The sequence below is a fragment of the Rhizobium sp. CCGE 510 genome, from assembly GCF_000292525.1.
Taxonomy (GTDB): domain Bacteria; phylum Pseudomonadota; class Alphaproteobacteria; order Rhizobiales; family Rhizobiaceae; genus Rhizobium.
The window spans coordinates 100,152-122,049 of the sequence record NZ_AEYF01000029.1; the positions used below are offsets into that span (position 1 = coordinate 100,152).

The 21,898-nt window shown below is 61.0% G+C and carries 26 protein-coding genes and 3 pseudogenes; 16 read left to right on the plus strand and 13 right to left on the minus strand.

Annotated elements, in window-relative coordinates; translation table 11 throughout:
- Positions 1–19: 19 nt before the first annotated feature.
- The 4 genes from RCCGE510_RS14960 to lgt all read right to left on the minus strand — a co-directional run bounded on the left by RCCGE510_RS14960 (position 20) and on the right by lgt (position 4,051).
- Positions 20–1,171 carry a Xaa-Pro peptidase family protein gene (locus RCCGE510_RS14960; protein WP_007631091.1) on the minus strand — a complete coding sequence of 384 codons (1,152 nt, stop codon included), beginning with the start codon at positions 1,169–1,171 and terminating at the stop codon, positions 20–22.
- A 5-nt stretch (positions 1,172–1,176) separates the two neighbouring features.
- The gene (pgeF, locus tag RCCGE510_RS14965) at positions 1,177–1,971 is read right to left on the minus strand and encodes a peptidoglycan editing factor PgeF (protein WP_007631092.1); all 795 of its coding nucleotides are present in this window, start codon (positions 1,969–1,971) and stop codon (positions 1,177–1,179) included.
- Positions 1,972–2,082: 111 nt separating this feature from the next.
- Positions 2,083–3,183 (minus strand): class I SAM-dependent methyltransferase, encoded by a 1,101-nt coding sequence (locus RCCGE510_RS14970; RefSeq protein WP_007631093.1) that lies wholly within the window; start codon positions 3,181–3,183, stop codon positions 2,083–2,085.
- A gap of 19 nt (positions 3,184–3,202) precedes the next feature.
- Positions 3,203–4,051 carry a prolipoprotein diacylglyceryl transferase gene (lgt, locus tag RCCGE510_RS14975; protein ID WP_007631094.1) on the minus strand — a complete coding sequence of 283 codons (849 nt, stop codon included), beginning with the start codon at positions 4,049–4,051 and terminating at the stop codon, positions 3,203–3,205.
- Positions 4,052–4,253: 202 nt separating this feature from the next.
- Between lgt and RCCGE510_RS14980 the strand changes: the two genes are divergently transcribed.
- The 4 genes from RCCGE510_RS14980 to RCCGE510_RS14995 all read left to right on the plus strand — a co-directional run bounded on the left by RCCGE510_RS14980 (position 4,254) and on the right by RCCGE510_RS14995 (position 6,880).
- A complete protein-coding gene (locus tag RCCGE510_RS14980; RefSeq protein WP_003581142.1) occupies positions 4,254–4,514 on the plus strand; it encodes an accessory factor UbiK family protein in 261 nt (86 codons plus the stop codon).
- 492 nt (positions 4,515–5,006) lie between these two features.
- Complete coding sequence (locus RCCGE510_RS14985; RefSeq protein ID WP_003541709.1) at positions 5,007–5,507, plus strand: YbjN domain-containing protein; 501 nt, start codon at positions 5,007–5,009, stop codon at positions 5,505–5,507.
- A gap of 1 nt (position 5,508) precedes the next feature.
- Positions 5,509–6,336, plus strand: coding sequence for a pyrroline-5-carboxylate reductase (gene proC / locus RCCGE510_RS14990; RefSeq protein WP_007631096.1), 828 nt, complete (start codon positions 5,509–5,511; stop codon positions 6,334–6,336).
- A 202-nt stretch (positions 6,337–6,538) separates the two neighbouring features.
- Positions 6,539–6,880 carry a tRNA-binding protein gene (locus tag RCCGE510_RS14995; protein WP_007631097.1) on the plus strand — a complete coding sequence of 114 codons (342 nt, stop codon included), beginning with the start codon at positions 6,539–6,541 and terminating at the stop codon, positions 6,878–6,880.
- Positions 6,881–6,898: 18 nt separating this feature from the next.
- Here the strand turns inward: RCCGE510_RS14995 and RCCGE510_RS15000 are convergent, their stop codons facing one another.
- Positions 6,899–7,543: an MBL fold metallo-hydrolase gene (locus tag RCCGE510_RS15000; protein WP_007631098.1), complete on the minus strand. Its 645-nt coding sequence runs from the start codon at positions 7,541–7,543 to the stop codon at positions 6,899–6,901.
- A 288-nt stretch (positions 7,544–7,831) separates the two neighbouring features.
- On the opposite strand from RCCGE510_RS15000, the gene RCCGE510_RS15005 reads away from it, so the two are divergent.
- The gene (locus RCCGE510_RS15005; protein ID WP_007631099.1) at positions 7,832–8,449 is read left to right on the plus strand and encodes a DUF1236 domain-containing protein; all 618 of its coding nucleotides are present in this window, start codon (positions 7,832–7,834) and stop codon (positions 8,447–8,449) included.
- A 187-nt stretch (positions 8,450–8,636) separates the two neighbouring features.
- Positions 8,637–8,906, plus strand: a complete 270-nt coding sequence (locus tag RCCGE510_RS15010; protein WP_007631100.1) for a hypothetical protein — start codon at positions 8,637–8,639, stop codon at positions 8,904–8,906.
- A gap of 279 nt (positions 8,907–9,185) precedes the next feature.
- Here the strand turns inward: RCCGE510_RS15010 and RCCGE510_RS15015 are convergent.
- Positions 9,186–9,320: pseudogene (locus RCCGE510_RS15015) on the minus strand (branched-chain amino acid aminotransferase); the annotation flags it as partial.
- Between the two features lie 177 nt (positions 9,321–9,497).
- On the opposite strand from RCCGE510_RS15015, the gene RCCGE510_RS15020 reads away from it, so the two are divergent.
- The 3 genes from RCCGE510_RS15020 (at position 9,498) to RCCGE510_RS15030 (ending at position 12,202) form a co-directional block, all read left to right on the plus strand.
- Positions 9,498–9,989, plus strand: coding sequence for a MarR family transcriptional regulator (locus tag RCCGE510_RS15020; protein WP_007631104.1), 492 nt, complete (start codon positions 9,498–9,500; stop codon positions 9,987–9,989).
- Positions 9,990–10,691 carry a response regulator transcription factor gene (locus RCCGE510_RS15025; RefSeq protein ID WP_007631105.1) on the plus strand — a complete coding sequence of 234 codons (702 nt, stop codon included), beginning with the start codon at positions 9,990–9,992 and terminating at the stop codon, positions 10,689–10,691.
- A 134-nt stretch (positions 10,692–10,825) separates the two neighbouring features.
- Positions 10,826–12,202: an ATP-binding protein gene (locus RCCGE510_RS15030; RefSeq protein WP_007631106.1), complete on the plus strand. Its 1,377-nt coding sequence runs from the start codon at positions 10,826–10,828 to the stop codon at positions 12,200–12,202.
- Between the two features lie 124 nt (positions 12,203–12,326).
- On the opposite strand, the gene RCCGE510_RS15035 is transcribed toward RCCGE510_RS15030, so the two are convergent.
- Positions 12,327–12,785: a helix-turn-helix domain-containing protein gene (locus RCCGE510_RS15035; RefSeq protein ID WP_081525744.1), complete on the minus strand. Its 459-nt coding sequence runs from the start codon at positions 12,783–12,785 to the stop codon at positions 12,327–12,329.
- Between the two features lie 35 nt (positions 12,786–12,820).
- Here RCCGE510_RS15035 and RCCGE510_RS15040 point away from each other — a divergent pair, with 35 nt between their 5' ends.
- Positions 12,821–13,693: an oxidoreductase gene (locus RCCGE510_RS15040; RefSeq protein WP_037078762.1), complete on the plus strand. Its 873-nt coding sequence runs from the start codon at positions 12,821–12,823 to the stop codon at positions 13,691–13,693.
- A 63-nt stretch (positions 13,694–13,756) separates the two neighbouring features.
- Here the strand turns inward: RCCGE510_RS15040 and RCCGE510_RS15045 are convergent, their stop codons facing one another.
- Together RCCGE510_RS15045 and RCCGE510_RS15050 are read right to left on the minus strand one after the other, a co-directional pair.
- On the minus strand, positions 13,757–14,227 hold the full coding sequence (locus tag RCCGE510_RS15045) for a BA14K family protein (RefSeq protein WP_007631110.1): 471 nt from the start codon (positions 14,225–14,227) through the stop codon (positions 13,757–13,759).
- A 146-nt stretch (positions 14,228–14,373) separates the two neighbouring features.
- The gene (locus tag RCCGE510_RS15050; protein WP_003561293.1) at positions 14,374–14,589 is read right to left on the minus strand and encodes a cold-shock protein; all 216 of its coding nucleotides are present in this window, start codon (positions 14,587–14,589) and stop codon (positions 14,374–14,376) included.
- Positions 14,590–14,800: 211 nt separating this feature from the next.
- Here RCCGE510_RS15050 and RCCGE510_RS34770 point away from each other — a divergent pair, with 211 nt between their 5' ends.
- On the plus strand, positions 14,801–15,010 hold the full coding sequence (locus RCCGE510_RS34770) for a hypothetical protein (protein ID WP_157179913.1): 210 nt from the start codon (positions 14,801–14,803) through the stop codon (positions 15,008–15,010).
- Positions 15,011–15,075: 65 nt separating this feature from the next.
- Here RCCGE510_RS34770 and RCCGE510_RS15055 read toward each other — a convergent pair whose 3' ends face one another.
- Positions 15,076–15,966: a DMT family transporter gene (locus RCCGE510_RS15055; protein WP_007631114.1), complete on the minus strand. Its 891-nt coding sequence runs from the start codon at positions 15,964–15,966 to the stop codon at positions 15,076–15,078.
- Positions 15,967–16,065: 99 nt separating this feature from the next.
- Between RCCGE510_RS15055 and RCCGE510_RS15060 the strand changes: the two genes are divergently transcribed.
- Positions 16,066–16,539 (plus strand): hypothetical protein, encoded by a 474-nt coding sequence (locus RCCGE510_RS15060; RefSeq protein ID WP_007631116.1) that lies wholly within the window; start codon positions 16,066–16,068, stop codon positions 16,537–16,539.
- Positions 16,540–16,542: 3 nt separating this feature from the next.
- On the opposite strand, the gene RCCGE510_RS15065 is transcribed toward RCCGE510_RS15060, so the two are convergent.
- From RCCGE510_RS15065 to RCCGE510_RS33445, 3 genes and pseudogenes are all read right to left on the minus strand, one after another.
- On the minus strand, positions 16,543–17,685 hold the full coding sequence (locus tag RCCGE510_RS15065; protein ID WP_007631117.1) for a PQQ-dependent sugar dehydrogenase: 1,143 nt from the start codon (positions 17,683–17,685) through the stop codon (positions 16,543–16,545).
- Positions 17,686–17,812: 127 nt separating this feature from the next.
- Positions 17,813–18,061: pseudogene (locus tag RCCGE510_RS15070) on the minus strand (class GN sortase); the annotation flags it as partial.
- Positions 18,062–18,242: 181 nt separating this feature from the next.
- Positions 18,243–18,533 (minus strand): annotated as a pseudogene (locus RCCGE510_RS33445) (marine proteobacterial sortase target protein); the annotation flags it as partial.
- Between the two features lie 317 nt (positions 18,534–18,850).
- On the opposite strand from RCCGE510_RS33445, the gene RCCGE510_RS15080 reads away from it, so the two are divergent.
- From RCCGE510_RS15080 to RCCGE510_RS15095, 4 genes are all read left to right on the plus strand, one after another.
- Entirely contained in the window at positions 18,851–20,053 is a 1,203-nt protein-coding gene (locus RCCGE510_RS15080; protein ID WP_007631121.1) for a pyridoxal phosphate-dependent aminotransferase, read from the plus strand.
- A gap of 99 nt (positions 20,054–20,152) precedes the next feature.
- Positions 20,153–20,413 (plus strand): type II toxin-antitoxin system prevent-host-death family antitoxin, encoded by a 261-nt coding sequence (locus RCCGE510_RS15085; RefSeq protein WP_011652922.1) that lies wholly within the window; start codon positions 20,153–20,155, stop codon positions 20,411–20,413.
- Between the two features lie 2 nt (positions 20,414–20,415).
- A complete protein-coding gene (locus RCCGE510_RS15090; protein ID WP_037078768.1) occupies positions 20,416–20,802 on the plus strand; it encodes a type II toxin-antitoxin system VapC family toxin in 387 nt (128 codons plus the stop codon).
- A 182-nt stretch (positions 20,803–20,984) separates the two neighbouring features.
- Complete coding sequence (locus tag RCCGE510_RS15095; protein WP_007631131.1) at positions 20,985–21,893, plus strand: glycosyltransferase family 8 protein; 909 nt, start codon at positions 20,985–20,987, stop codon at positions 21,891–21,893.
- Positions 21,894–21,898 lie beyond the last annotated feature (5 nt).

Sequence of the window (21,898 nt, forward strand, 5' to 3'; positions counted from 1 at the left end):
AATTCCGGATTCTCAAGGGTCAAAGACCGATGAAATCGAGCGGATGGCGGGACAGCGCGCGCGGCGCATCCGCCGTCGTCAGATAGGTCTGGCCGAGCGTCATTGCTGTACCCGTGTCGGAATCGGCGATGATCATGTGCACGAAGAGCGACATGTTCGGCTCGATCGGCTGCGGATTGCCGACATGGAACATCTGGTGCTCCATCCAGGAGGGCGAGAAGCGGGCGCCGAGCGAATAACCGCAGGCATTCAGCCGGTGGCGAGCGAGACCGCGCTCGTCCATGATCCTGGCATGCATGTCGAAGACATCGCCGAAGGTGTAACCGGGCTTCAGCACGGTCTCAATCGCCTCGATGGTTTCACGGCAGGCATTATAGAGCTCGCGGTGGCGTTGCATCGGCTCGCCGATGACGATCGTGCGCATCATGGCGGCATGGTAATGCGCGTACGTGCCTGCCCATTCGAGCGTCAGCTGGTCGCTGACGTCGAGCTTGCGGCGGCCGGCTTTGTAGCGGCAAAGCAGGGCATCGGCGCCGGAGCCGATGATGAACTCGTTGGCGGGATAGTCGCCGCCGCCGGAAAAGATTGCGCCCTGCATGGCGGCGAGGATATCGGCCTCGTCGGCGCCGGGTTTTGTCAGCCCGATCGCGGCATCGAGCGCATCGTCGGCGAGGGCGGCGGCGCGTTCGACATAGGCGACTTCCGTGGGGCTTTTGACGAGGCGCAGGCGACTGACGAGATAGGACGCGTCGACAATCTGGCCGAAGGTGGTCAGTTGCGCGTCAAGCAGGCGGGCGACACGGCCGGTCATACCGTGCGTATCATATTCGACGCCGATGCGGGCGCCGAGCAGATCCATCTCGACCAGCAGGTTCTTCAGGTCGAGCGTCGGATCGGCGTTGATCCGGTCAACCCAGATATGGATGTCCTCGAGGATCGAGGTATGCCTGGCCTGGCGAAGATCGGCCGAGCGGGTGATCAGCGCCATGGTGCCGTCGCTCTTGACGACCAGCGTCTGGAAGAAGCAGTAGCCGAAGGTGTCGTAGCCGGTCAGCCAGTACATGCTTTCCTGAGCGAAGAGCAGCAGGGCGTCGAGCTTTTCTTCCTTCATCTTCTCGGTGAGGCGCGCAAGCCGGCTTGCGAATTCGGCCTTTTCGAAGTGCAGCGTCATTATGCTTAAGTCTCCCTGATTGATATCGCGGAAATCTGGCGGCCGTAATCCGGCTCCTCGCGATGTGTCGCCCTGCGGTAGGAAAAGAAGCGCTCGCTGTCCGGATAGGTGCAGAGCCCGAGGCTTTCGGCCCGCACGCCGGCTTTCGTCAGCCGGTCGACGGTCAGCGCAGGCAGATCGAACATGGCGTGGCCGGACGTTGCGGACGGCACGAAAAAACGCCTGTCTTCCGGGTTCCCGGCGACGAAACGCTCGATGAACTCAGGACCGACCTCATAGCTTGCCTGGCTGATCGAGGGGCCGAGGCAGGCGACAATGCGAGTGCGGTCGGCGCCCAATGCCTCCATGGCGGCGATGGTATTTTCGAGCACGCCAGTCAGCGCGCCCTTCCAGCCGGCATGGGCGGCGCCGACGACACGATTGTCCGGGTCGGCAAACAGGATCGGCCCGCAATCGGCAGCAAGCACGCCAAGCGCGATGCCAGGGGTGCGTGTCACCATCGCGTCCGCCTCGGGGCGGGCGCCGTCGTAATCGGCATCAATCGTCACGACATCAGCGGAATGGATCTGATGCACGGTCGCCAGCCGCTCAACCGGCAGGCTGAACCAGGCGGCGACGCGGCGACGGTTTTCCAGGACCTTGTCGCGTTCGTCACTGGAGCCGAGGCCGACATTGAGGCCACGATACAGCCCTTTGGAAACCCCACCGGCCCGAGTGAAATAACCATGGCGGATAGTGCTGCCGGCCGCTTCGTTCAGCAGCGCGCTTTCGATCGGTGCGGGAGAGGCCGCGTCCTGCATCTGTGATTCCGGGGTTTTTTAAGGGGTTTGTTATTATCCCAAGCGCATCGCACAGGCGGCGCGCTTCAAGTTCTTGTTGACGCGGATGTTGAACCAGCCGCGTGCGCCCTGTCAATCCACCGGGCGAAAGGGCATGAGGTCGACTGCGGGATGAGAGACCGCCATCACCTTGAAGAGTTCGCCCATCCGGCCTTCACCAGCGCCGGCGAGCCGTTCCACTGCCGTCTGGATGACCTGCTGGGTCTGCGGTTCGCGATCGTGGCCGAGGGCAGCGGCACGTTCGAGGATGCCGAGGCCGCTCAGAAAATCACCCTGATGCAGTGCGCCGTTCACATGGACGCCGGCCGCAAGCGCCGTTTCGGCGAGCTGTTGGAAGTCGACATGGCTCGTCAGATCGGCCTCACCGGGATGGGCGAGCGGCGGGTCGAATTCATGCATGCGCACGGCCTGCAGCGTATCGCCAAAGCCGGTGACGAGATGGCCGTAGTCGATCGTGAGCGCCGTTCCGCCGAAGGCGCGCAGCCGCTCGCAGATCGCCACCATCACTGCCTGGCGGGCAGGCGAGATCTCGAAGAGCGTGCCGAGCGGCAGGTTCTGCATCGGTTCGGGGAGAAGTGCCGGATCGAGGCCGGCGACGCCGGCGGCAAAGGTCAGCGCGCCATCGGCATCGATGCCGATCATACGCTCGCGGAAACCCGTCGGCATGCGGACGAACTGGCGGATCGGGATGGCGTCGAACAATTCGTTGGCGGCTATCAGGGTGAAGCCTGATGGCACTTCGTCGAAGCCGTCGTGCCATGCGGTCTTTTCGCCGTAAGCTTCGAGCGTCTGGGCCTGGACATCGCGCAGGCGTTCGCTGGTTTCGACGAGATGCACGGTCATGGCGTCGAAAAGCGGCGGGGCGATGCGGGAGATGACGCGCAGCATATCGGCCATCATGGTGCCTCGGCCGGGGCCGATCTCGACGAGACGGACGCCCGCCGGGGCGCCGTGACGTTGCCAGGCGTGGACGATGAAGACGCCGATCATTTCGCCGAAGATCTGGCTGACTTCGGGCGCGGTAACGAAATCGCCCGAGCGGCCGAAGGGCTCGCGGGTGCGATAATAGCCGTGTTCGGGATCGGCCAGGCAGAGCGAGAAATAATCGGTGACGCTGATCGGGCCGTTGGCCTGAATGATCGCCTTAATCTTTTCGCCTAGAGCGGTGGTCATATCGCGCGTCCTGGCATTTTCAGAGCTGCAGCGCAGCCTGGCGGCGGGCCCGCAGCATCGCCCAGAGGCCAATCAGGATCATCGGGAACGAGAGCACCATGCCCATCGTCAGCCAGTTCGTGCCGAGGAGGTAACCGAGCTGTTTGTCGGGCTCGCGGAAGAATTCGACGAAGATGCGCGACAGCGCATAACCGCAGATGAAGACGCCGGTGATGAAGCCGGGGCTTTTCAGCGCGCGCATGCCGTAAACCAGGGCAGCCAGCACCAGCAGCAGAACGATGCCTTCGAGGCCGGCCTCGTAAAGCTGGCTTGGATGGCGGGCGAAAGAATCGCTGGCTGGGAAGACCACCGCCCAGGGCACGTCGGTCAGCCGGCCCCAGAGTTCGCCATTGATGAAATTGGCGATGCGGCCGAAGAAGAGGCCGAAGGGGACGACCGTGGCGACGATGTCGAACAGGCTCCAGATCGGGATGGCGTTGCGGCGGGCAAACAAGATCATGGCAATCGTCGTGCCGGTGAGGCCACCATGGAAGGACATGCCGCCGTTCCAGATCTCGAGCGCACGCACGGGGCTGCGCAGGACGGCGGGGAGATCATAGAAGAAAATATAGCCGAGACGACCGCCGAGGACGACGCCAAGTGCCGCCCAGACGATGAAATCGTCGAGCTGCGTTCGTGACATCGGCGAGACATTGCCGGGCCAAAGACTGTCGTTGGCGGCGAGGCGGCGCGCATAGGCCCAGCCGAGCAGGATGCCGGCGACATAGGCGAGACCGTACCAGTGAATCGCCAGCGGGCCGACCGAAAAGGCAATCGGATCGATGTCAGGGAACGGCATAATGGCAAGGAGATTGGCTGCTGTCGGCAAGGTTTTCCCACCTGTTTGGTTGCGCGGAACATGCCGCTGCGATCCCGGACGGTCAAGTCCATTGTTCGTGATGGCTCTCTCGCGGCAGGTTCAAGCTCGCTTATCCCATGCAAAGCGCTTGCATCGCGTGTGGCGAAGCCCTACCTCAATCTTCGAGGCCCCGAAGGGCTGAATTTACCTCATGCGAAGGGAGAAAAACGCCATGACGACCGGAACGAACCGCATCATGGACGAATTCGCCAAGCTGATGACCGATGCGGCCGGCGCCGCCCAGGGCGTCCGCAAGGAGATCGAGACCGCCTTCAACGCCCAGGCCGAGCGTTGGCTGAACAGCATGGATATCGTCAAGCGCGAGGAGTTCGAGGCGGTGCGCGAGATGGCGATCAAGGCGCGCGACGAGAACGAGGCGCTTGCCGCCCGCATCGCCGCGCTCGAGGCGAGGCTTGCCGGCGAGGGTCACTAAAGCGCGCCGCGGTCTTTTTAGATTCGCTCCGTGTGCTTCAGGTCTTCGTTTTCCCGCATGTCGCGCAAAGCCGCTGAACACTTTTGCGCGACATCGCTGAAAGTCCCGATATGACGCAGATGCGGCGTTGCCTTCGTGCCACACACCGCATCCGTTACAAAAAATTCAGGTGAGTTTTTCCACCTGTGGACACTGCCAAAAAAGCCAATTCGCAGAGTCGCTTATTCTCCCTTCTGAATTGAATTTCGAAGAGCCTTTCCACAGTGGTCCGGCCTATTTTCCCCTCAGGGGGCTGGCAGGGGGCAAGGCGCATTATACACTGATTTTAAATGATGATTCGAAGTGACTTGGTAAGCTCCGGGCAGGTTATCTGCGTTAAGTCTGGCAGCGGTTCAACGATCATCCGAGTGGTGGTTCCGGTATTCGCGTGTGTCTTTTCTTGTGTGCGTACACCAAGTTAGGTCGCATTCGTTCCGGTCAAGAAGGTGCTGCATGAACCTGATGGAATTGGAAGTCGAGCGTCAGTCGAACCCGGTCGACATGATCGAGTACGTTGCCTCCAACAACGACTGGTCGTTCGAACGGTCCGGCGAGGACGAGATCGCGATGACGGTCGAGGGGCGCTGGACGGACTATCACGTCTCTTTCTCCTGGATGGAGGAATTCGAGGCGCTGCACCTTGGCTGCGCCTTCGATATCAAAGTTCCCGACATCAGGGTCAACGAGGTGGTCAAGCTGCTTTCGGCGATCAACGGGCAGGTGCTGATGGGGCATTTCGATCTCTGGCGCCAGGAGGATGTCGTCATTTTCCGCCAATCGCTGCTGCTTGCCGGTGGCGCGGAGCCCACCAACCGCCAGGTGGAAGTGCTGCTTTCCAGCGCGCTAGACACCTGCGAAGCCTATTTCCAGGCATTCCAGTTCGTCGTCTGGTCCGGCATGGAGGCGACGAAGGCCATGGAAGCCGTGCTGTTTGAAACGGTTGGCGAGGCATAAGATGCCGACGAAGCTTTTCTCCTCGACAAATCCCGTCGTCCTGATCGGCGCCGGCAACATGGGCGGGGCGATGCTCTCCGGCTGGCTGAAAAGTGGCGTGCCGGGCTCGGCCGTCATTGTCGTCGATCCAGGCCCGTCGCCGGCGATGCTGGCAACGATCAACGAGGCCGGCGCAACCCATGTGATCGCGGCTCCTGCGGATTTGAAGGCAAGCGTGCTGTTTCTTGCGGTCAAGCCGCAGGTGATGGAGACGGTATTGCCGGCGGTGAAGAGCGCCGTCGGGCCGGATACGGTCGTCGTTTCGGTCGCGGCCGGCAAAACGCTCGGTTTCCTCGAGAGGCATCTGGGCAAAGCCGCCATGGTGCGGGCCATGCCGAACACGCCGGCCATGGTCGGGCGCGGCGTTACCGGCGCCTTTGCCAATGCAGATGTCAGCAGTCAGCAGCGCGAGCGTGTCCATTCCCTTCTCAGCGTCTCGGGTCCGGTCGAATGGGTGCCTGTAGAGGCCGATATCGATGCCGTGACGGCGCTTTCGGGCAGCGGTCCTGCCTATGTGTTCTATCTCGTCGAATGTATGGCGGAAGCAGGCCGTAAACTCGGCTTGCAGGCGGACCTCGCCATGCGTCTTGCGCGGGAAACTGTCGCGGGGGCTGGTGAACTCTTGCACCAGTCCCCCGACGACGCTTCGCGGCTGCGGCAGAATGTGACCTCTCCCGGCGGCACGACGGCAGCGGCACTCGCCGTGCTGATGGCCGAAAACGGCATGCAGCCTCTGTTCGACGCAGCACTGGCGGCGGCGCGCAAGCGGGCCGAAGAACTGGCCGGCTAGAACCGGATGATTTTAGGCCCGGTAGAACGGGATGATTTTAGGCCCGCTCGGCCTAAGATCTGAATCCTATTCTACATTAAAGAGTTAGAGCCATGATGTCGTCCGAAAACCGCTCACACTTTTCGGCATCATGCTCTAGAGCGCCGCGCGTCTATAAAGACGCGCTAAGGACGCTCTGACATTTTAAATTTGCGGAGACGATATGGCCGAGGAGATCACCTACGCTGATTTCGAGCGTGTCGACATCCGTGTCGGTACCATCGTCGAGGCCAGTCCCTTTCCGGAAGCGCGCAAGCCGGCATTCAAGCTGGTCATCGATTTCGGTCCCGAGATCGGCACGAAAAAATCCTCGGCGCAGATCACCGTGCATTATACGCCGGAAAGCCTGATCGGCCGGCAGGTGCTCGGCGTCGTCAATTTCCCGCCGCGCCAGATCGGGCCGTTTCGCTCGGAAGTGCTGACGCTGGGCTTCGAGGACGAGAGCGGCGCGATCGTGCTTGCTGCCGTCGAACAGCCGGTGCCGAACGGCAGGAAGATGATGTGAGCGTGAGCTCACACCGGCTCAAATACCCTTTAGAAACGGATTGCTTCGCCGTTCGTCGCCGATGCGGCTGCCGGGGCCGTGGCCGCAGATGAAGCCGACGTCGTCTCCGAGCGGCAGCACCTTGTCGCGGATGGAATCGAGAAGCTGCTGATGATTGCCGCCGGGCAGGTCGGTGCGGCCGATCGAGCCGTTGAAGAGCACGTCGCCGAGATGGGCGAAATTCTGCGCCCGGTTGAAATAGATGACGTGGCCGGGGGCATGACCGGGCGTGTGGTAGACCTCGAATTCATGGGCGCCGAAAGCGATCTTGTCGCCATCCTTCAGCCACTGGTCGGGCAGGGTGTTGCGCAATCCGGATATGCCGTATTTTTCGGCCTGGGTCTCGATCCGCTGCAGCAACGGCAGATCGTCTTGATGCGGGCCGACCAGGTCGATGCCGAGGGCCTCCTTCAATTCGCTGGCACCACCGGCATGGTCGAGATGGCCGTGCGTCAGCCAGATTGCCTTGATGATCAAGCCGTTTTCCGCGATCGATTGCAGGATGAGCGGCACATCGCCGCCTGGATCGACGACGACGCCTTCCTTGGTGTCTGCATCGAAGAAGATGGTGCAGTTCTGCTGGAAGGGTGTCACCGGAATGATGCCGGCCTGGAGCATGCCCATTAAGTGCCTCGCTTGGTGTCTCTGCTGCTCAGGGTATAGTCCGAAACCGCAGTAAGGACAGCCGGAATCTTTTGCCTTTGAGGCGCGTTTCACGGCAAAAAGACGGACTGCAATAAGAATTTATGCGTCCCTCCGCCTTCGCAATAGGTTGGAAAATTCAGGTTTTACCCAATTCCTTCAAGCGTTTGCATGAAGTCCCCCGCGACTGGAGTTTCGCCACGCGGAGCACGTGGGAACATCGTCGATTGCCACGCGTTGTCAGGCCATCGAAACTAAGGAGACGCTCAGATGACCTTGAAGAGAAACATTCTATTGGCTGGAGCCGTGCTCCTGGCGACCGCCGGCCTTGCGCAGGCGGAGATGACGGCGACGACCGTTAACGATCTCAACGTCCGCGCCGGCCCCGGCCCGCAATATCCAGCAGTTGGTCTTGCCACTCGTGGCTCGACCGCGGTGCTTGATGGCTGCATCGAAGGTAGCCGCTGGTGCCGTGTCGACGTCAACGGCATGCGCGGCTGGGTCTATGCCGATTACCTCCAGGTCGACCGCGGCGGCAGCCAGGTCATCGTCGAACAGCACCGCGCCGAAATCGGCGTTCCCGTCGTGACCTACGAGTCGACCGCCAGTGTCGTCCCGGTTGATCCGCAACCGGCGCCGGGCGACGAGTTGCTCGGCCCGGTCGGAGCCGTCGAGACGATCACTCCGCCCGAAACGGTCCGTACCTATATCGACACCAATCCCGGCCAGACGGTACAGCTCGGCGGCGATGTCGTCGTCGGTGCCGAAGTCCCGGGCGACGTCACCTTCCAGACGATCCCGGATTACGAGTATCGCTATACCCGGATCAACGACCGGCCGGTGCTGGTCGATCCCGGTACACGCCGGATCGTGTACGTCTACCAGTGACGCAACCGGCAAAAATACAATGAGGCGGTCAACTGGCCGCCTTGTTTCCAGCCCATCCTCTCCCTTCCTTGCCTCCCGCATGGGTTGATTTTTTCTAACGCTTTCCTCCGTAATATGATAAAATACTAATATGCCGAAGGTTCGGCATATAAACGGCGATCGGGGAGATCGCCAGAGGAGGAAAGTCATGGAAGCGTTACTTCCGCTCGTCACACAATTGATTGCCGGTGCCATCGGCGGCAACGCAGCGAGCGCAGCTTTGAAGCAGCAGGCGCTCAATGTCGTCGCCCGTACGATTGCCGGCGCGATCGGCGGCATCGGCGGCGGCATGCTGCTCAGCATGGTCGGCGGGGAGGCGGCTATGACCGGATTGATCGCCGACGGCATCGGCGGCCTGATCGGCGGCGGCATTCTCTCGACGCTCGCCGGAATGGTCATGGCGCGGGCGCACCGGTAAATGTCCGGCGGGCGTTCAGCTTAGCGCCGCGCATCTTTTAAGCCGTGCGACGCCGTAACGCTTTGAATTGCAGGGCGATCGTTTGAAGGATCTTATTCGGCGGCGACCGCCGCCGGATAGACTCCGTTTATCTAGTCGTTCATCAGCGTTTCAATCGTCGATAGCGTGAAGCGATCCGGGCCGATTTCGGAAACCGGGGTCACCTCTGCAGCCGAGCCGATCGGAAGCACTCGCTGAAGCCAGGGAGTTCTTCCGGCAGGATTGCGCGTTCGATTAGGTACGCTCGCCCTCAAAATCGGCGCTGGCATAATGCAGGCCGTGGGTCAGTACGTGGATCTTGGCGTCCTTCCAGGCGACAAACTCGCCGTTGAACCGCATTTTGCCGTCCAACTGGTCGAAAAGAACTGAAGCCATCCTTAGTCTCCTCCGGCGCTTCAAGCGCCATGCCTGTTGATTGTTGTCCCCATTACGTTTTATCCACAGACGCAAGGGGAAATCGCGTATTGCGTCGGAGTGCGGGACGGGCCTTGGTTTCCGGGGAAATGCCGAAGAAAGTTTCCTGCGGGGTGCGAAGAGAGAGGAAAATGACGAGTGTCACGACAGACCGGCCCGAAAGCAGCCAAGCCAGAGCCGCTGGCCACGCCGATGGAAGATACTGAGATCATCGATTTCGAGATCATCGAACAGTTCTTCTTCGCCTATCGCGACTTCGTTTCCGATCCCGACGCCATCCTCGAAAAGAGCGGCTTCGGCCGGGCCCATCACCGCGTCGTGCATTTCGTCAACCGCAACCCGGGCATGACGGTTGCCGATCTTCTCGATACGCTGAAGATTACCAAGCAGAGCCTTGCAAGGGTGCTGAAACAGCTGATCGATTCAGGCTATATTCGCCAGGTGGCAGGCCCCGAGGATCGGCGACAGCGCAAGCTCTATCCAACGAAATCGGGGCGAGAGTTGGCGCTGGCTCTTGCCGAGCCGCAATCGCGCCGCATTGAGCGGGCATTCGAAGGGGCTTCTGCGGAGGTGCGGGAGGGCGTAAAAGCTTTCCTCAGGGGTATGCGGGACAGACAGAAGGCGGATTGAATGGCGGTCAAGACAGGTATTTCCGACGATGCGGCGCATCTGCTGGTGGTCGACGACGACTCGCGCATCCGCGCCCTGCTCAATCGCTATCTTGCCGAGAACGGCTTCCGCGTCACTGTTGCTGCCGACGGCGCCGAGGCGCAACGCAAGCTTGCGGGTCTCGATTTCGACCTGGTCATCATGGATGTGATGATGCCCGGCGAATCCGGCATCGACGTCACCCGCGGGCTTCGCGCCATCAAGAACGTACCGATCATCATGCTGACGGCGCTGGCGGAATCGGGCAACCGGATCGAAGGCCTCGAGGCGGGTGCCGACGACTATCTTTCCAAGCCCTTCGACCCGCGCGAACTGGTGCTGCGCATCAACAACATCCTGCGCCGCAATGCCGGTGGCGAGGGACCGAAAATCGAACAAGTGATGTTCGGCCCCTACACTTTCTCGCTCACCCGCAAGGAGCTGAAGAAGGCCAGCGAGGTGATCCGGCTCACCGACCGCGAACAGGAAATCATGCTGCTCTTTGCACGGCGCGCCGGCGACACCATCCCCCGCCATGAACTGATCGGCAACGACACGGAGGTCGGCGAGCGCACGATCGACGTGCAGATCAACCGGCTGCGGCGTAAGATCGAGGATGATCCGGCCAATCCTGTCTGGCTGCAAACCGTGCGCGGCATCGGATACAGGCTGAGCATCGACTAAAGCATGTCGCGCAAAAGTGTGCAGCGGTTTTGCGGCAACGACATGCGTAAAAACAAAGAGCTAAAGCGCAAGGAGCGAATCTGAAAGATCGCGACGTGCTTTAGATCTGAGGATAGAGGCCAGGACCGGCGCTGATGGTGACGATCGACAGCTTGCGGCGCGAAGACCGCACTTCTGGGCCGGGCTGGCGCTGGATCGCCCGCTGGCTGCGCCGGCGGCTGCCGACCGGGCTTTACGCCCGCTCGCTGCTGATCATCATCATTCCGATGGTGCTGTTGCAATCCGTCGTTGCCGCCGTTTTCATGGAGCGCCACTGGCAGATGGTGACGGAGCGGCTGTCGCTTGCCGTCACCCGCGACATCGCCGCGATCATCGAGATCATCGAGACCTACCCGCAGAATTCGGACTATAACGAGATCGTCCGCATCGCCCGGGATCAGCTCAGCCTGCAGATCTCGATCGAGCCCGACGGCGACCTGCCGCCGCCACGCGTCAAGCCGTTCTTCTCGATCCTCGACGGCATCCTCAGCGACGAGATCACCGACGAGATCCACCGGCCTTTCTGGATCGACACGGTCGGCAACTCGAACCTCGTCGAGATCCGCATCAAGCTCGATAACAAGATCCTCAGGGTGCTGACCAAGCGCAGCCAGACCTATGCCTCCAACACACATATCTTCATCGTCTGGATGGTCGGCACCTCGCTGGTGCTGATCGGCATCTCGATCCTCTTCCTGCGCGGGCAGATCCGGCCGATCCTGACCCTGGCGCGAGCGGCCGAAAGCTTCGGCAAGGGTCAGAAGCCCGATAATTTCTATCCGCGCGGTGCCGACGAGGTCAGGCGCGCCGGCCTTGCGTTCATCCTGATGCGAGAGCGAATTGAACGGCAGATCGAGCAGCGCACCGCGATGCTCTCCGGCGTCAGCCATGATCTGCGCACCATCCTCACCCGCTTCAAACTGCAACTGGCGCTCGCCGGCGACAATCCCGACCTGCATGGGCTGAACGACGACGTCAACGATATGCAGGCCATGCTGGAGGCCTATACGGCCTTCGCACGCGGCGAGGTCGAAGAGGATGTCGGCGAGCTGAAACTCAGCGAGATCTTCGCAAAGCTGGAATCCGATTTCGCTCTGCACGGCAAGACATTCAGCTATTCCATCGAAGGCGATGACGACATATCCGTCAGGCCGAACGCTTTCATGCGTCTCGTCACCAACCTGGCCTCGAATGCGCGCCGTTATGCCGGCAGGCTCGACATCGAAGCCAAGCACAATGCCAAATGGCTGACGGTCATCTTCGACGATGACGGACCCGGCATTCCGGAAAAGAACCGCGAGGACGTGTTCAAGCCGTTCTTCCGGCTGGACGCGGCGCGTAACCTCGATGCGTCGGGCACCGGCCTTGGCCTTGCGATCGCCCGCGACATCGCCCGCAGCCACGGCGGCAACGTCACCCTCGCCGACAGCCCGCTCGGCGGACTGAGGGCAACGATCCGTATTCCAGCCTAAAGCGCATCGCGGTCTTTCAGATTCGCTCTTACGCTTTAGGTCTTTGTTTTTACGTATGTCATTGCGGCAAAAGCGCTTCGCGCTTTGCCTGGCAAAACCGCTACACACTTTTGCGCGACATGCTTTAATCATCGGCAGCATTGAGCTTCACGGCTTTGCGGGGGTCGAAATCGTCCAGATGCTGAACGATCCAGCGCCAAAGGGCGGCGACCTGCATGAGGAGGTCGTGTCCGAGCGGCGTCAACTCATATTCAACGCGCGGCGGCACTTGCGGATAGAGCGTGCGGATGATGAGGCCATCTCTTTCAAGGGTGCGCAGCGTCTGCGTCAGCACCTTCTGGCTGATGCCCTCGACCCTCTCCAGGAGGCGTGAGAAGCGCAAGGGGGCGCCGGCATCGGAGAGCACATGCAGGATGCGCAGCGGCCATTTCGCCGCCGCGCGCTCGATCAGTTCTCGAGCCCGCGCATCCTGTTCGTCCGTCATGCTGCTGCAGAAATCGAACATGTCGCCGGTCAAGTCAGTTACCTCAAGGTGTGTATAGATCGTCGGGGTACCTTCTTTCGATCGGATACAACAAACCATACATGATCCGGGAACCAAAGAAGGAAAGGTTTCCGATGTCCAGGGTCTGGTTGATTACAGGGAGTTCACGCGGTCTCGGCCGGGCGCTGGCGGAGGCGGTTTTGGCCGCCGGCGACAATCTGGTGGCGACGGCGCGCGATCCGGCCCAACTTGCCGATCTGTCCGAGCGATATGGCGGCCAGGTGCTGACGGTAGCCCTTGATGTGACCGACGAGGCGGCGGCAGCGGCAGCGGTCGAGGCTGCGGTGAAGAGGTTCGGGCGCATCGACTTACTCGTCAACAATGCCGGCTACGGCAATGTCTCCTCGATCGAAGATACGAGCTTTGCCGATTTCCGGGCTCAGATCGAGGCCAATCTATTCGGCACAATCATCATGACCAAGGCGGTCATCGCCCTGATGCGCGGGCAGGGGGCGGGGCACATCATCCAGTTCTCATCCGTCGGCGGCCGCATTGGGCCCGCCGGGCGCGGCGCCTATTCGGCGGCGAAATTTGCTGTTGAGGGATTTTCCGAGGTGCTGTCGAAAGAGGTCGCGCCATTCGGCATCAAGGTGACGGTGATCGAGCCTGGCGGCTTCAGAACCGATTTCGCCGGCGCCTCGACGGTGTTTGCCGAAGGGCGGCAGGATTATGCGGAGACGGTCGGCGCCACCGTGCGCTTCCAGCGTGATTATAACGGCCGACAGCCCGGCGATCCCGCCAAGGCGGCCGCGGTCATTGTCCATATCGCCCGTCTCGATCAGCCGCCGTTCCGGCTGCTGCTCGGCAGCGATGCGGTCAGCAATGTCGAGAAAGCCGATGCTGCGCGTATCGAAGCGGATCGGGAATGGCGCGCAGTCAGCGTCTCGACCGATTTCGAGCCCGATGCCGAGGTGGGACCCATGCCCTGGGAAAAGAAGGCCGGGTGAAGGTCTCTAAAAAACAAAAGCGCCGCTGCGGAGCGGCGCTTGGTATCTGGGATTACTGAGCGATCAGCCGGCGGTGCAGAAGTGGCTGCGGCCGTCGTTGCCGATGTAGGTGCCGCTGCGCGGATCGAAAGAGCGGTAGCGGTAAGAGCAGTAACGCTCCCATTGCGGCGACCAGGGTTCGACGGCAGTGCGGACCGGCGCATAGTATCGCGGCTGCTCGACATATTGCGGCTGCTCGACATAGACGCGGCGCGGGGCCCGGTAGACCGGAGCGGGCTCGTCGTAATCCGGCTGGTAGGCCGGGTCGATGTAGCGGCGGTCTTCGTAAACCGGGCCATTATTGGCATTGGCGATGGCCGAACCGACGATCAGGCCGGTGGCAAGGCCGACGGCGCCGCCGACCCATGCATTGTTGTTGCCGTGATGATTGTCGTGGCGCCAGTGGCGGTCGCGGGCCGATGCCTCGCCAATAGCGGAAAGGGTGAGTGCGGCAGCGGTTGCCGTAAGCAGAAGGGTCTTGGCGAGCCTGTTCATCAGCGTAGGTCCTAATCCCGGGAACCGAACGCCGGTTCCTTTCTCGATGATGGCAGTCCTATAGATTGCTGGCTGAACGAAGGCTGAACGACAAAACCCGGCATTGCTGCCGGGCTTCAACTCGAATTCGACAGCCTAGTTAAGGTTCAGCCCGCAATCTGCAGATTGACAGCCTTCGGGCCTTTGCCACGGCGATCCGGCTCCGTGTCGAAGCTTACCTTCTGGTTTTCCGTCAGGCCGGCCAGCCCGGAGGCTTGAACGGCAGAAATGTGAACGAAGATATCGGCGCCGCCCCGGTCCGGCTTGATGAAGCCGAAACCTTTGTCGGTATTGAAGAATTTTACAGTGCCAGTCTCTGCCATGCGTCAGGTCCCTTTTCTCTCCGCCCGCCATCCACACGGGCAGCATCATAGCAATGCCTCCTTGCGGGAGGTGTCGGCAGGCAATTCTTGAAATGTGAGAAAAAGGTCCCCTCTACCTCGGCCTGCTCCAGGCAGGACTTCGCCCGCCATTTTCGGAACCGGCTGACCGGAATATTAGCGTTCCCGGCGCGCAAATACTTAAGGACTTCCCATGCTCGCAAAATGCCTGAACGCGCTGAGAGTGTTGCGTTTAAAGGATTTTGGCAAGCAAAAGTTTTTAGCGTGTCGTGGGGCGCGCACCCCTGCGGATATCCAATTTGCGCAAAAACGCAAAATTTTCTTCGAAGATTGGGGAATGATTAACGTTTTATATCGTCGGCAATATAAGTTCGGAGCAGATTTTCCCAATAATGCAACGTGAAGGCGTCTTCGTGCATCCGATAATTTTTTCGTCGACGCGTGGCTCGCCCCTATTTGGACGCGTGCTCAGGCGGCTGGCAGGCGTCGCCGGGCAAATCCAGGCACGAGTTCGACCACAAGCATAGCGATAAACATCAACGCGCAACCTGCATAACCTGTCACCGGCATCGTCTCACCGAGCAGCAGAGCTGCGAGCGAGGCGCCGAAGAGCGCTTCGGAAGAGAGGAAGATCGCGGCCTGCGAGGGTGTGGTGTAACGCTGGGCGATTACCTGCAGCACGAAGGCAAGGCCCGAGGAGAAAATGCCGACATAGACGATCTCAGGTGCTGCGGCCCGTATCGCAGAGAGGCTGATCGGCTCAACGATTGCGGCAATGGCAAGCGCGCAGACTGCGGTGACGGCGAATTGCGTGGCCGAGAGCGCGAGCGGCCGTCCGGTCGCAGAAACGGTCGTGCCGGCAAGGGTGATCTGGATTGCCCAGAAGCCGGCGCAGACGACCGTCAGGAGATCCCCTGATGTAAGGGCCGAGAGGTGACCGCCGGACAGGAGATAGATACCGGTGACAGCCATCAACGCGCCCGGCCAGACGATCCAATGCGGGGCACGACGCAGGAAGAACACGGCGATCAGCGGCACGAAGACGACATAGAGGCCAGTGATGAAGCTCGAATTCGTCACACTCGTCGTCTGCAGCCCGACCTGCTGTGTGGCTGCGCCGCTGAAAAGGGCAAGACCGGTCAGTATATAGAGTTTCGCATGGCGTGCGCTTGTCTTCACCTTGGCGTTGCGCGCTTCAAAAACGACGAAAGGCAGCACGGCCAGCGTGGCGACGGTGAAACGCAGGGCGATGAACCAGAAGGGGCCGATCGCCTTCATCGCCGTCGATTGCGCGACGAAGCCGCCGCCCCAGATGGCAGCTGCAAGCAATAGCAGAAGGTTCGCCTGAGCGCGCGTCATGTCGTCCTCGGTGGGGAAGGGATGTGCCCCAGCGGTTAGCAGTTGCGTTTCATTTGGGCAAGGGTGAAGACTTTATTGCTCGTTGGCGGAGGTGACAGCATGCAACGCAAAGAAGACCGGCTGGCCGGCGACATGGCGGCGGTGCCCGGGACGACAGGCTATTCCGGCACGACGCTCGCCAAGAAGCTCGGCCTTGCGCGCGGGCAGGCGGCTGCTCTTCTCGGCGTTCCCGAAACGATTGGCGAGATCTGCGGCTTCGACGGCTTTGCCTCGGTCGCCGTTGCGCTCCCCGAAACGCCTTGGCGGGCGTTTGACTATATGCATTTGTTTACGTCCGAGCGAGCGACGTTGGAGGCTCTCGCGTCCGCGCTTTTTCGTGTTCTGAGACCGAATGGCATCCTCTGGATCTCGTGGCCGAAGAAGAGTTCGCGAATGCCGACGGATATCACCGAGGATGTGCTGCGAGAGATCCTCCTTCCGACCGGCCTTGTCGACGTCAAAGTTTGCGCCGTCGATGAGGTCTGGTCCGGACTGAAATTCGTCATCCGCAAGGAGTTACGTGGTGCGTTGTGACTTTCAGCCGTTTTTGGCCTCAGCGCGCGAAACCTTGAGTAGCGACCCGTTGTCCTCGTCCGTCACCATCAGCAGCGCGCCATCGGGTGCGACGACGACATCGCGGATCCGGCCGTATTCGCCCTTGAATAGCCGTTCTTCTGCGACGAAGGCGCCGTTTTCGTCGCGCTGCATGCGCGAAAGCAGCTGAAATTTCAGCGCCGCGACGAGGAAGTTGCCGTCCCATTCCGGGAACATGGCGCCGCGATAGACTGTGAGCGCACCTGGCGCAATCGAAGGATCCCAGTAATGCAGCGGCTGTTCCAGCCCCTCCCTCGCGGTGCCTTCGCCGATTTCCGCACCCGAATAGTCGCGGCCATAGGTAATGATCGGCCAGCCGTAATTCTTGCCTGCCTCCGGCTGGTTGATTTCGTCGCCGCCGCGCGCGCCATGTTCGACGGTATAGAGCTTGCCGTCCTTGGTATCGAAGGTGATACCCTGGGGGTTGCGGTGGCCTTTCGACCAGATTTCCGGCAGCGCCTTGCCGCCATCCTTGAATGGGTTGTCGGCCGGGATGCTGCCATCGGCATTGATGTGGATGATCGCGCCGGCATCGTCCTGCCAGTCCTGCGAGCGGTCGCGGTCGCCACGGTCGCCGACGCTGATGAACAGCGAACCGTCGTGGGCAATGGCGATGCGCGAGCCATATTGGATATTGCCCGAGGTGAAGCGCTGCATGGTGAAAATAGGCGTGACGGCCTCCAGCGTCTTCTCATCTACGGAAAGCGTGGCGCGGAAGGCTTCGGTGCCGGAGCCCTTTGCATTGGCGGTGGCGGCGGTGAAATAGACCTTTCTGGATGTCGTAAAGTCTGGAGAGAGTGCCACGTCCATCAGGCCGCCCTGGCCACGGGCGCTGACCTTGGGCACGCCGCCGATCGGGTCGGAGATCTTGCCGTCGCGGATGATGCGCATGCGGCCGGGCCGCTCGGTGACGAGATAGGCGCCATCGGGCAACACCTCGACCGCCCAGGGATGATCGAGGCCGTCGGCGAGTTTGTCGACACGAACGGCGGGACCCTGCGTATTGATGGTATCGGCCGCATCGGCGGACGCGATGCCGAACAGGAACAGCGCTGCTGTGAAATGGAAGGCGGATATTCTCTTCATCTTGTTTCCCCGGTCGTCTCTCAAGTCCGAACGTGGAGCGGGCAGGGGACAGCTTCAACCCTCATTCGACCTGCAATAACGGCTTTGTGTTTACCGGTTGAACGGAGCCGGTCGCCTTGATGTCGATCAGGTCGGCCCTCGCCTTCAGCAGGAAACCGTCGCCGATCAGCGCCATGCCGTAAACGGCAAGACCGGCAATGGCAAAGGCGATCACCCGTTCGGTCGAAGAAAGACGCCAGAGGAAAAAACCTTTCCTTTGCCGCCTCTTTGGCATGTCGTGGGCCGTGGCGGCGGCCAGCGCGAGTTCCAGATAGGTCGGAAGCGGCTCGAATTCGGCCGCTCCCTCATTCTCAGTTCCAGCGGGCCTAGCGACCATCGCGCTTGGCTCCGATCATGACAACACTCTTGAGGCGACGACGCCAGACTGCCAGCCCGCTTGCCGCCATCAGCGCCAGGAGCAGCATGGTGAACCCGCGCGTGATCTGCTCGTCGGCGCGCATCGCTGTCTGCGGCAGGTTCACGGTCGAGGACTTCTGCACGAGCATGGTGGCGGCCTCGGCAATCGGCCCAGAGACATCGATTGCGACGTCAGTCTTCAGCCATGGCGCTTCAACATAGAAGCTTGGCTCCTTCGACGCAACGAGCAGCGAACCGCTGTTGACGTCGTTCGGTCGGCCAAGTGCTGCGAGCTGGCTGGATGTCTGCTGCGTCTCGGCGGCGCGCGCGGCGGAGGCAAGACCCAGTGTCGCGGCAACGCAGGCAACAAAGACGGTGACGGCGACAAGAAATGAAACGGAGATCCGGCGCAAGCGGATGCGCCCGATGGCAAACTCATCTTCCAGAAACAATGGCGTACCCTCAATAACCAAATTTGGATGACGCCACGATGCGGCTTCGATCTCGGCGCGCTCGCGACCGAATTGCGGCAGCGTGCGGCATTTGTTGCGGCTTATTGGTGGCGATGACGCGGAGCGCTTCAACCGCGCACCGCAGGCCGTGCCGAAAAGGGCGGCGGGCCGGCTTGCCGATGCCGCGAAACGATCATTAAGAATCATTGCCTCCATCACGCCTTTGCGCTTGAAATGCCGTCATACATTGGACATAGAGCTAGGCGCAGAACTCCGGTCCCGGCTTTCTGCCCGTTTCAACCATTAGGACCGATATCATGGCCTTCCTTGCCGATGCTCTTTCCCGTGTGAAGCCTTCAGCCACCATCGCCGTTTCCCAGAAAGCGCGCGAGCTGAAGGCAAAAGGACGTGACGTGATCGGCCTCGGCGCAGGCGAGCCGGATTTCGATACACCCGAGAATATCAAGAAGGCCGCTATCGACGCGATCAATCGCGGCGAGACGAAGTACACGCCGGTGTCCGGCATTCCCGAATTGCGCAAGGCGATCGCTGCCAAGTTCAAGCGTGAAAACGGGCTGGAATATTCCTGGGAGCAGACGATCGTCGGCACCGGTGGCAAGCAGATCCTTTTCAACGCCTTCATGGCGACGCTGAATCCCGGCGACGAAGTCGTCATCCCGGCGCCCTACTGGGTTTCCTATCCGGAGATGGTGGCGCTGTGCGGCGGCACGCCGGTTTTCGTTTCGGCCACTCAGGAGCATGATTTCAAGCTCCAGGCGGCCGACCTCGAAAAGGCGATCACACCGAAGACCAAGTGGTTCATCTTCAACTCGCCGTCCAACCCAACGGGTGCGGCCTATACGCAGGACGAGCTGAAGGCGCTGACCGACGTGCTGATGAAGCATCCGCATGTCTGGGTACTGACCGACGACATGTACGAGCACCTGACCTATGGCGACTTCAAGTTCGTCACGCCTGTCGAGGTCGAGCCGAAACTCTACGACCGCACGCTGACGATGAACGGCGTCTCCAAGGCCTATGCGATGACCGGCTGGCGTATCGGCTATGCCGCAGGCCCGATCCAGCTCATCAAAGCGATGGACATGATCCAGGGTCAGCAGACCTCGGGTGCGACGTCGATCGCCCAGTGGGCGGCTGTCGAAGCGCTGAACGGCACGCAAGACTTCATCCCAGAGAACAAGAAAATCTTCGAAGGCCGTCGCGATCTCGTCGTTTCCATGCTGAACCAGGCCAAGGGCATTGTCTGCCCGGTGCCGGAAGGCGCCTTCTACGTCTATCCCTCCTGCAAGGGCTTGGTTGGCAAAACCGCACCCTCCGGCAAGGTCATCGAGACGGACGTAGATTTCGTTTCCGAGCTGTTGGAAGCCGAAGGCGTTGCCGTCGTTCAAGGCTCGGCCTTCGGCCTCGGCCCGAACTTCCGCATCTCCTATGCAACGTCGGAAGAGCAGCTCGAAGAAGCCTGCCGCCGCATCCAGCGCTTCTGCGCCGCCTGCAGGTAAGCGGACTGCGATCAGATCGATCGAAGGCCCGCCGGTGACGGCGGGCCTATTACTTGTGTGACGTTGACGATGTGGCTGCATGTGGCTACATTTGAGGGCATGAAGACCGTTTCGATCCGCGATGCGAAGAACCGCCTGACTGAGCTTGCCCGCGAGGTCGAGGAAGGCGAGACCATTGTCGTGACACGCAACGGCCGGCCGGTGTTCGATCTCGTGCCGCATCAGAAACGCGGCGGTTTGAACCTCGAAGCCGGCGAAGCCTATCTTCGCTCCAAGGGGATCACGAGGACGGAGATGTACATCGCCGACGACTTCGACGATCCTTTGCCGGAAGATTTCCTTCTCAAGCCGCTGCCGTGATTATGCGCGTGCTCCTCGATACGCATATCGTCATCGCGATTGCCCAACAGAAACTGACGGAACGTTTTCCGCGCGTTCAGCAGGTGCTTTCGGACCGCGCAGCCAGCGGGTTCGTCAGCGTCGCCAGTCTCTGGGAAATCGCTATCAAGACGCGGCTGGGAAAATTGCAGCCCGGGCTGCCGCTGGAGACTATTCCCGCCTATCTGCAAGAGGCCGGATTGACGATCTTGTCCATCGATATCCCGCACGTCATCACCGCCGCCGACCCCGAACCGGAGACACGCGATCCCTTCGATCGCCTCCTCCTTGCGCAATGCAAGGTCGAGGGACTGCAGCTTGCGACAGTCGACCGGCTGCTCGTCGATCATCCATTGGCGCTGCGGCTCTAAGTTCACGTTCCGATTCAACATGCTGCGCACCTGAATCCGCTTTGCCTCGCAAGTCGTTGAATTCCGATTCAAAACGTGACGAAGAGCGACGGCTCTACGGGTCATCTGCGGTTGCGGGGCGGCGTCAAACCAACTAGATATCCGGCGTCAAGTTTAAGTTGCCGCTTTGGGAGGCCGGGATTTTGCAGCAGAGTGCGGTGATCGTCTGTTCGGATGTCAACATGCTGCCGGCGGCCTGCTGCACCCTGCTTTCCGTCAAACGCAATCTTGGCGCTTCGCTCGCGGAGTTCCTGCTTCTCGGCATCGACCTCAAGCCGCGCGAAATCGCCGAAGTTGGAAATTTCGCGCGGCTGCACGAGATGGCGATCACTGTGCTGCCCTATAATACACCGGAAACGGCAAAGCAGGCGCGAGGCCGCTGGTCGGCCGCGACACTGGCGCGGCTCTACATGGATCTGCATATTCCCGATCATATCGAGCGCCTGCTTTACCTCGACGCCGACGTGCTGGCGGTGGCACCCGTCGACGAGCTCTTCACCAGAGATTTTCAAGGCAAGGCGCTTGCCGCGGTCGACGATTATGTGATGGCCTTTCCTGAGAAGGCCGGCGCGCGGCAGCGAAAGATCGGCATGCGCGAGGGCGGCCGGTATTTTAATGCCGGCGTGTTGATGTTCGATTGGTCGGCTTGCCGGGCGACGGGGCTCTTTGCCAGGACGCGGGAGATATTCGAGGAGCGGTCGCATCTTTTCGAGAATAACGACCAGGATGCGCTGAACGTCAGCTTCGACGGCGACTGGCTGGTGCTCGATCCGCGTTGGAACACCCAGACGGGCCTCCTGCCTTTCGTCGTCCGGCCGGCGATCTTTCATTTCACCGGCCGGAAAAAGCCGTGGCAGGCGACCGTGCCCTGGGTGCACCGGCAGATGGCTAGGCGTTATATCGAGGATCTCCGGGACACACCGTGGGCCTCCTTCTGCAGACAGCCGTCGATGACGGCCAGGGTGGCGGGCCTTCTCTCGCATGTGGGAAAGCAGATCGGCGGGCTGACGCGGCTGGCACGGATGCGCGCCTATTTCAGCAACAGCCAGTAAGGCGC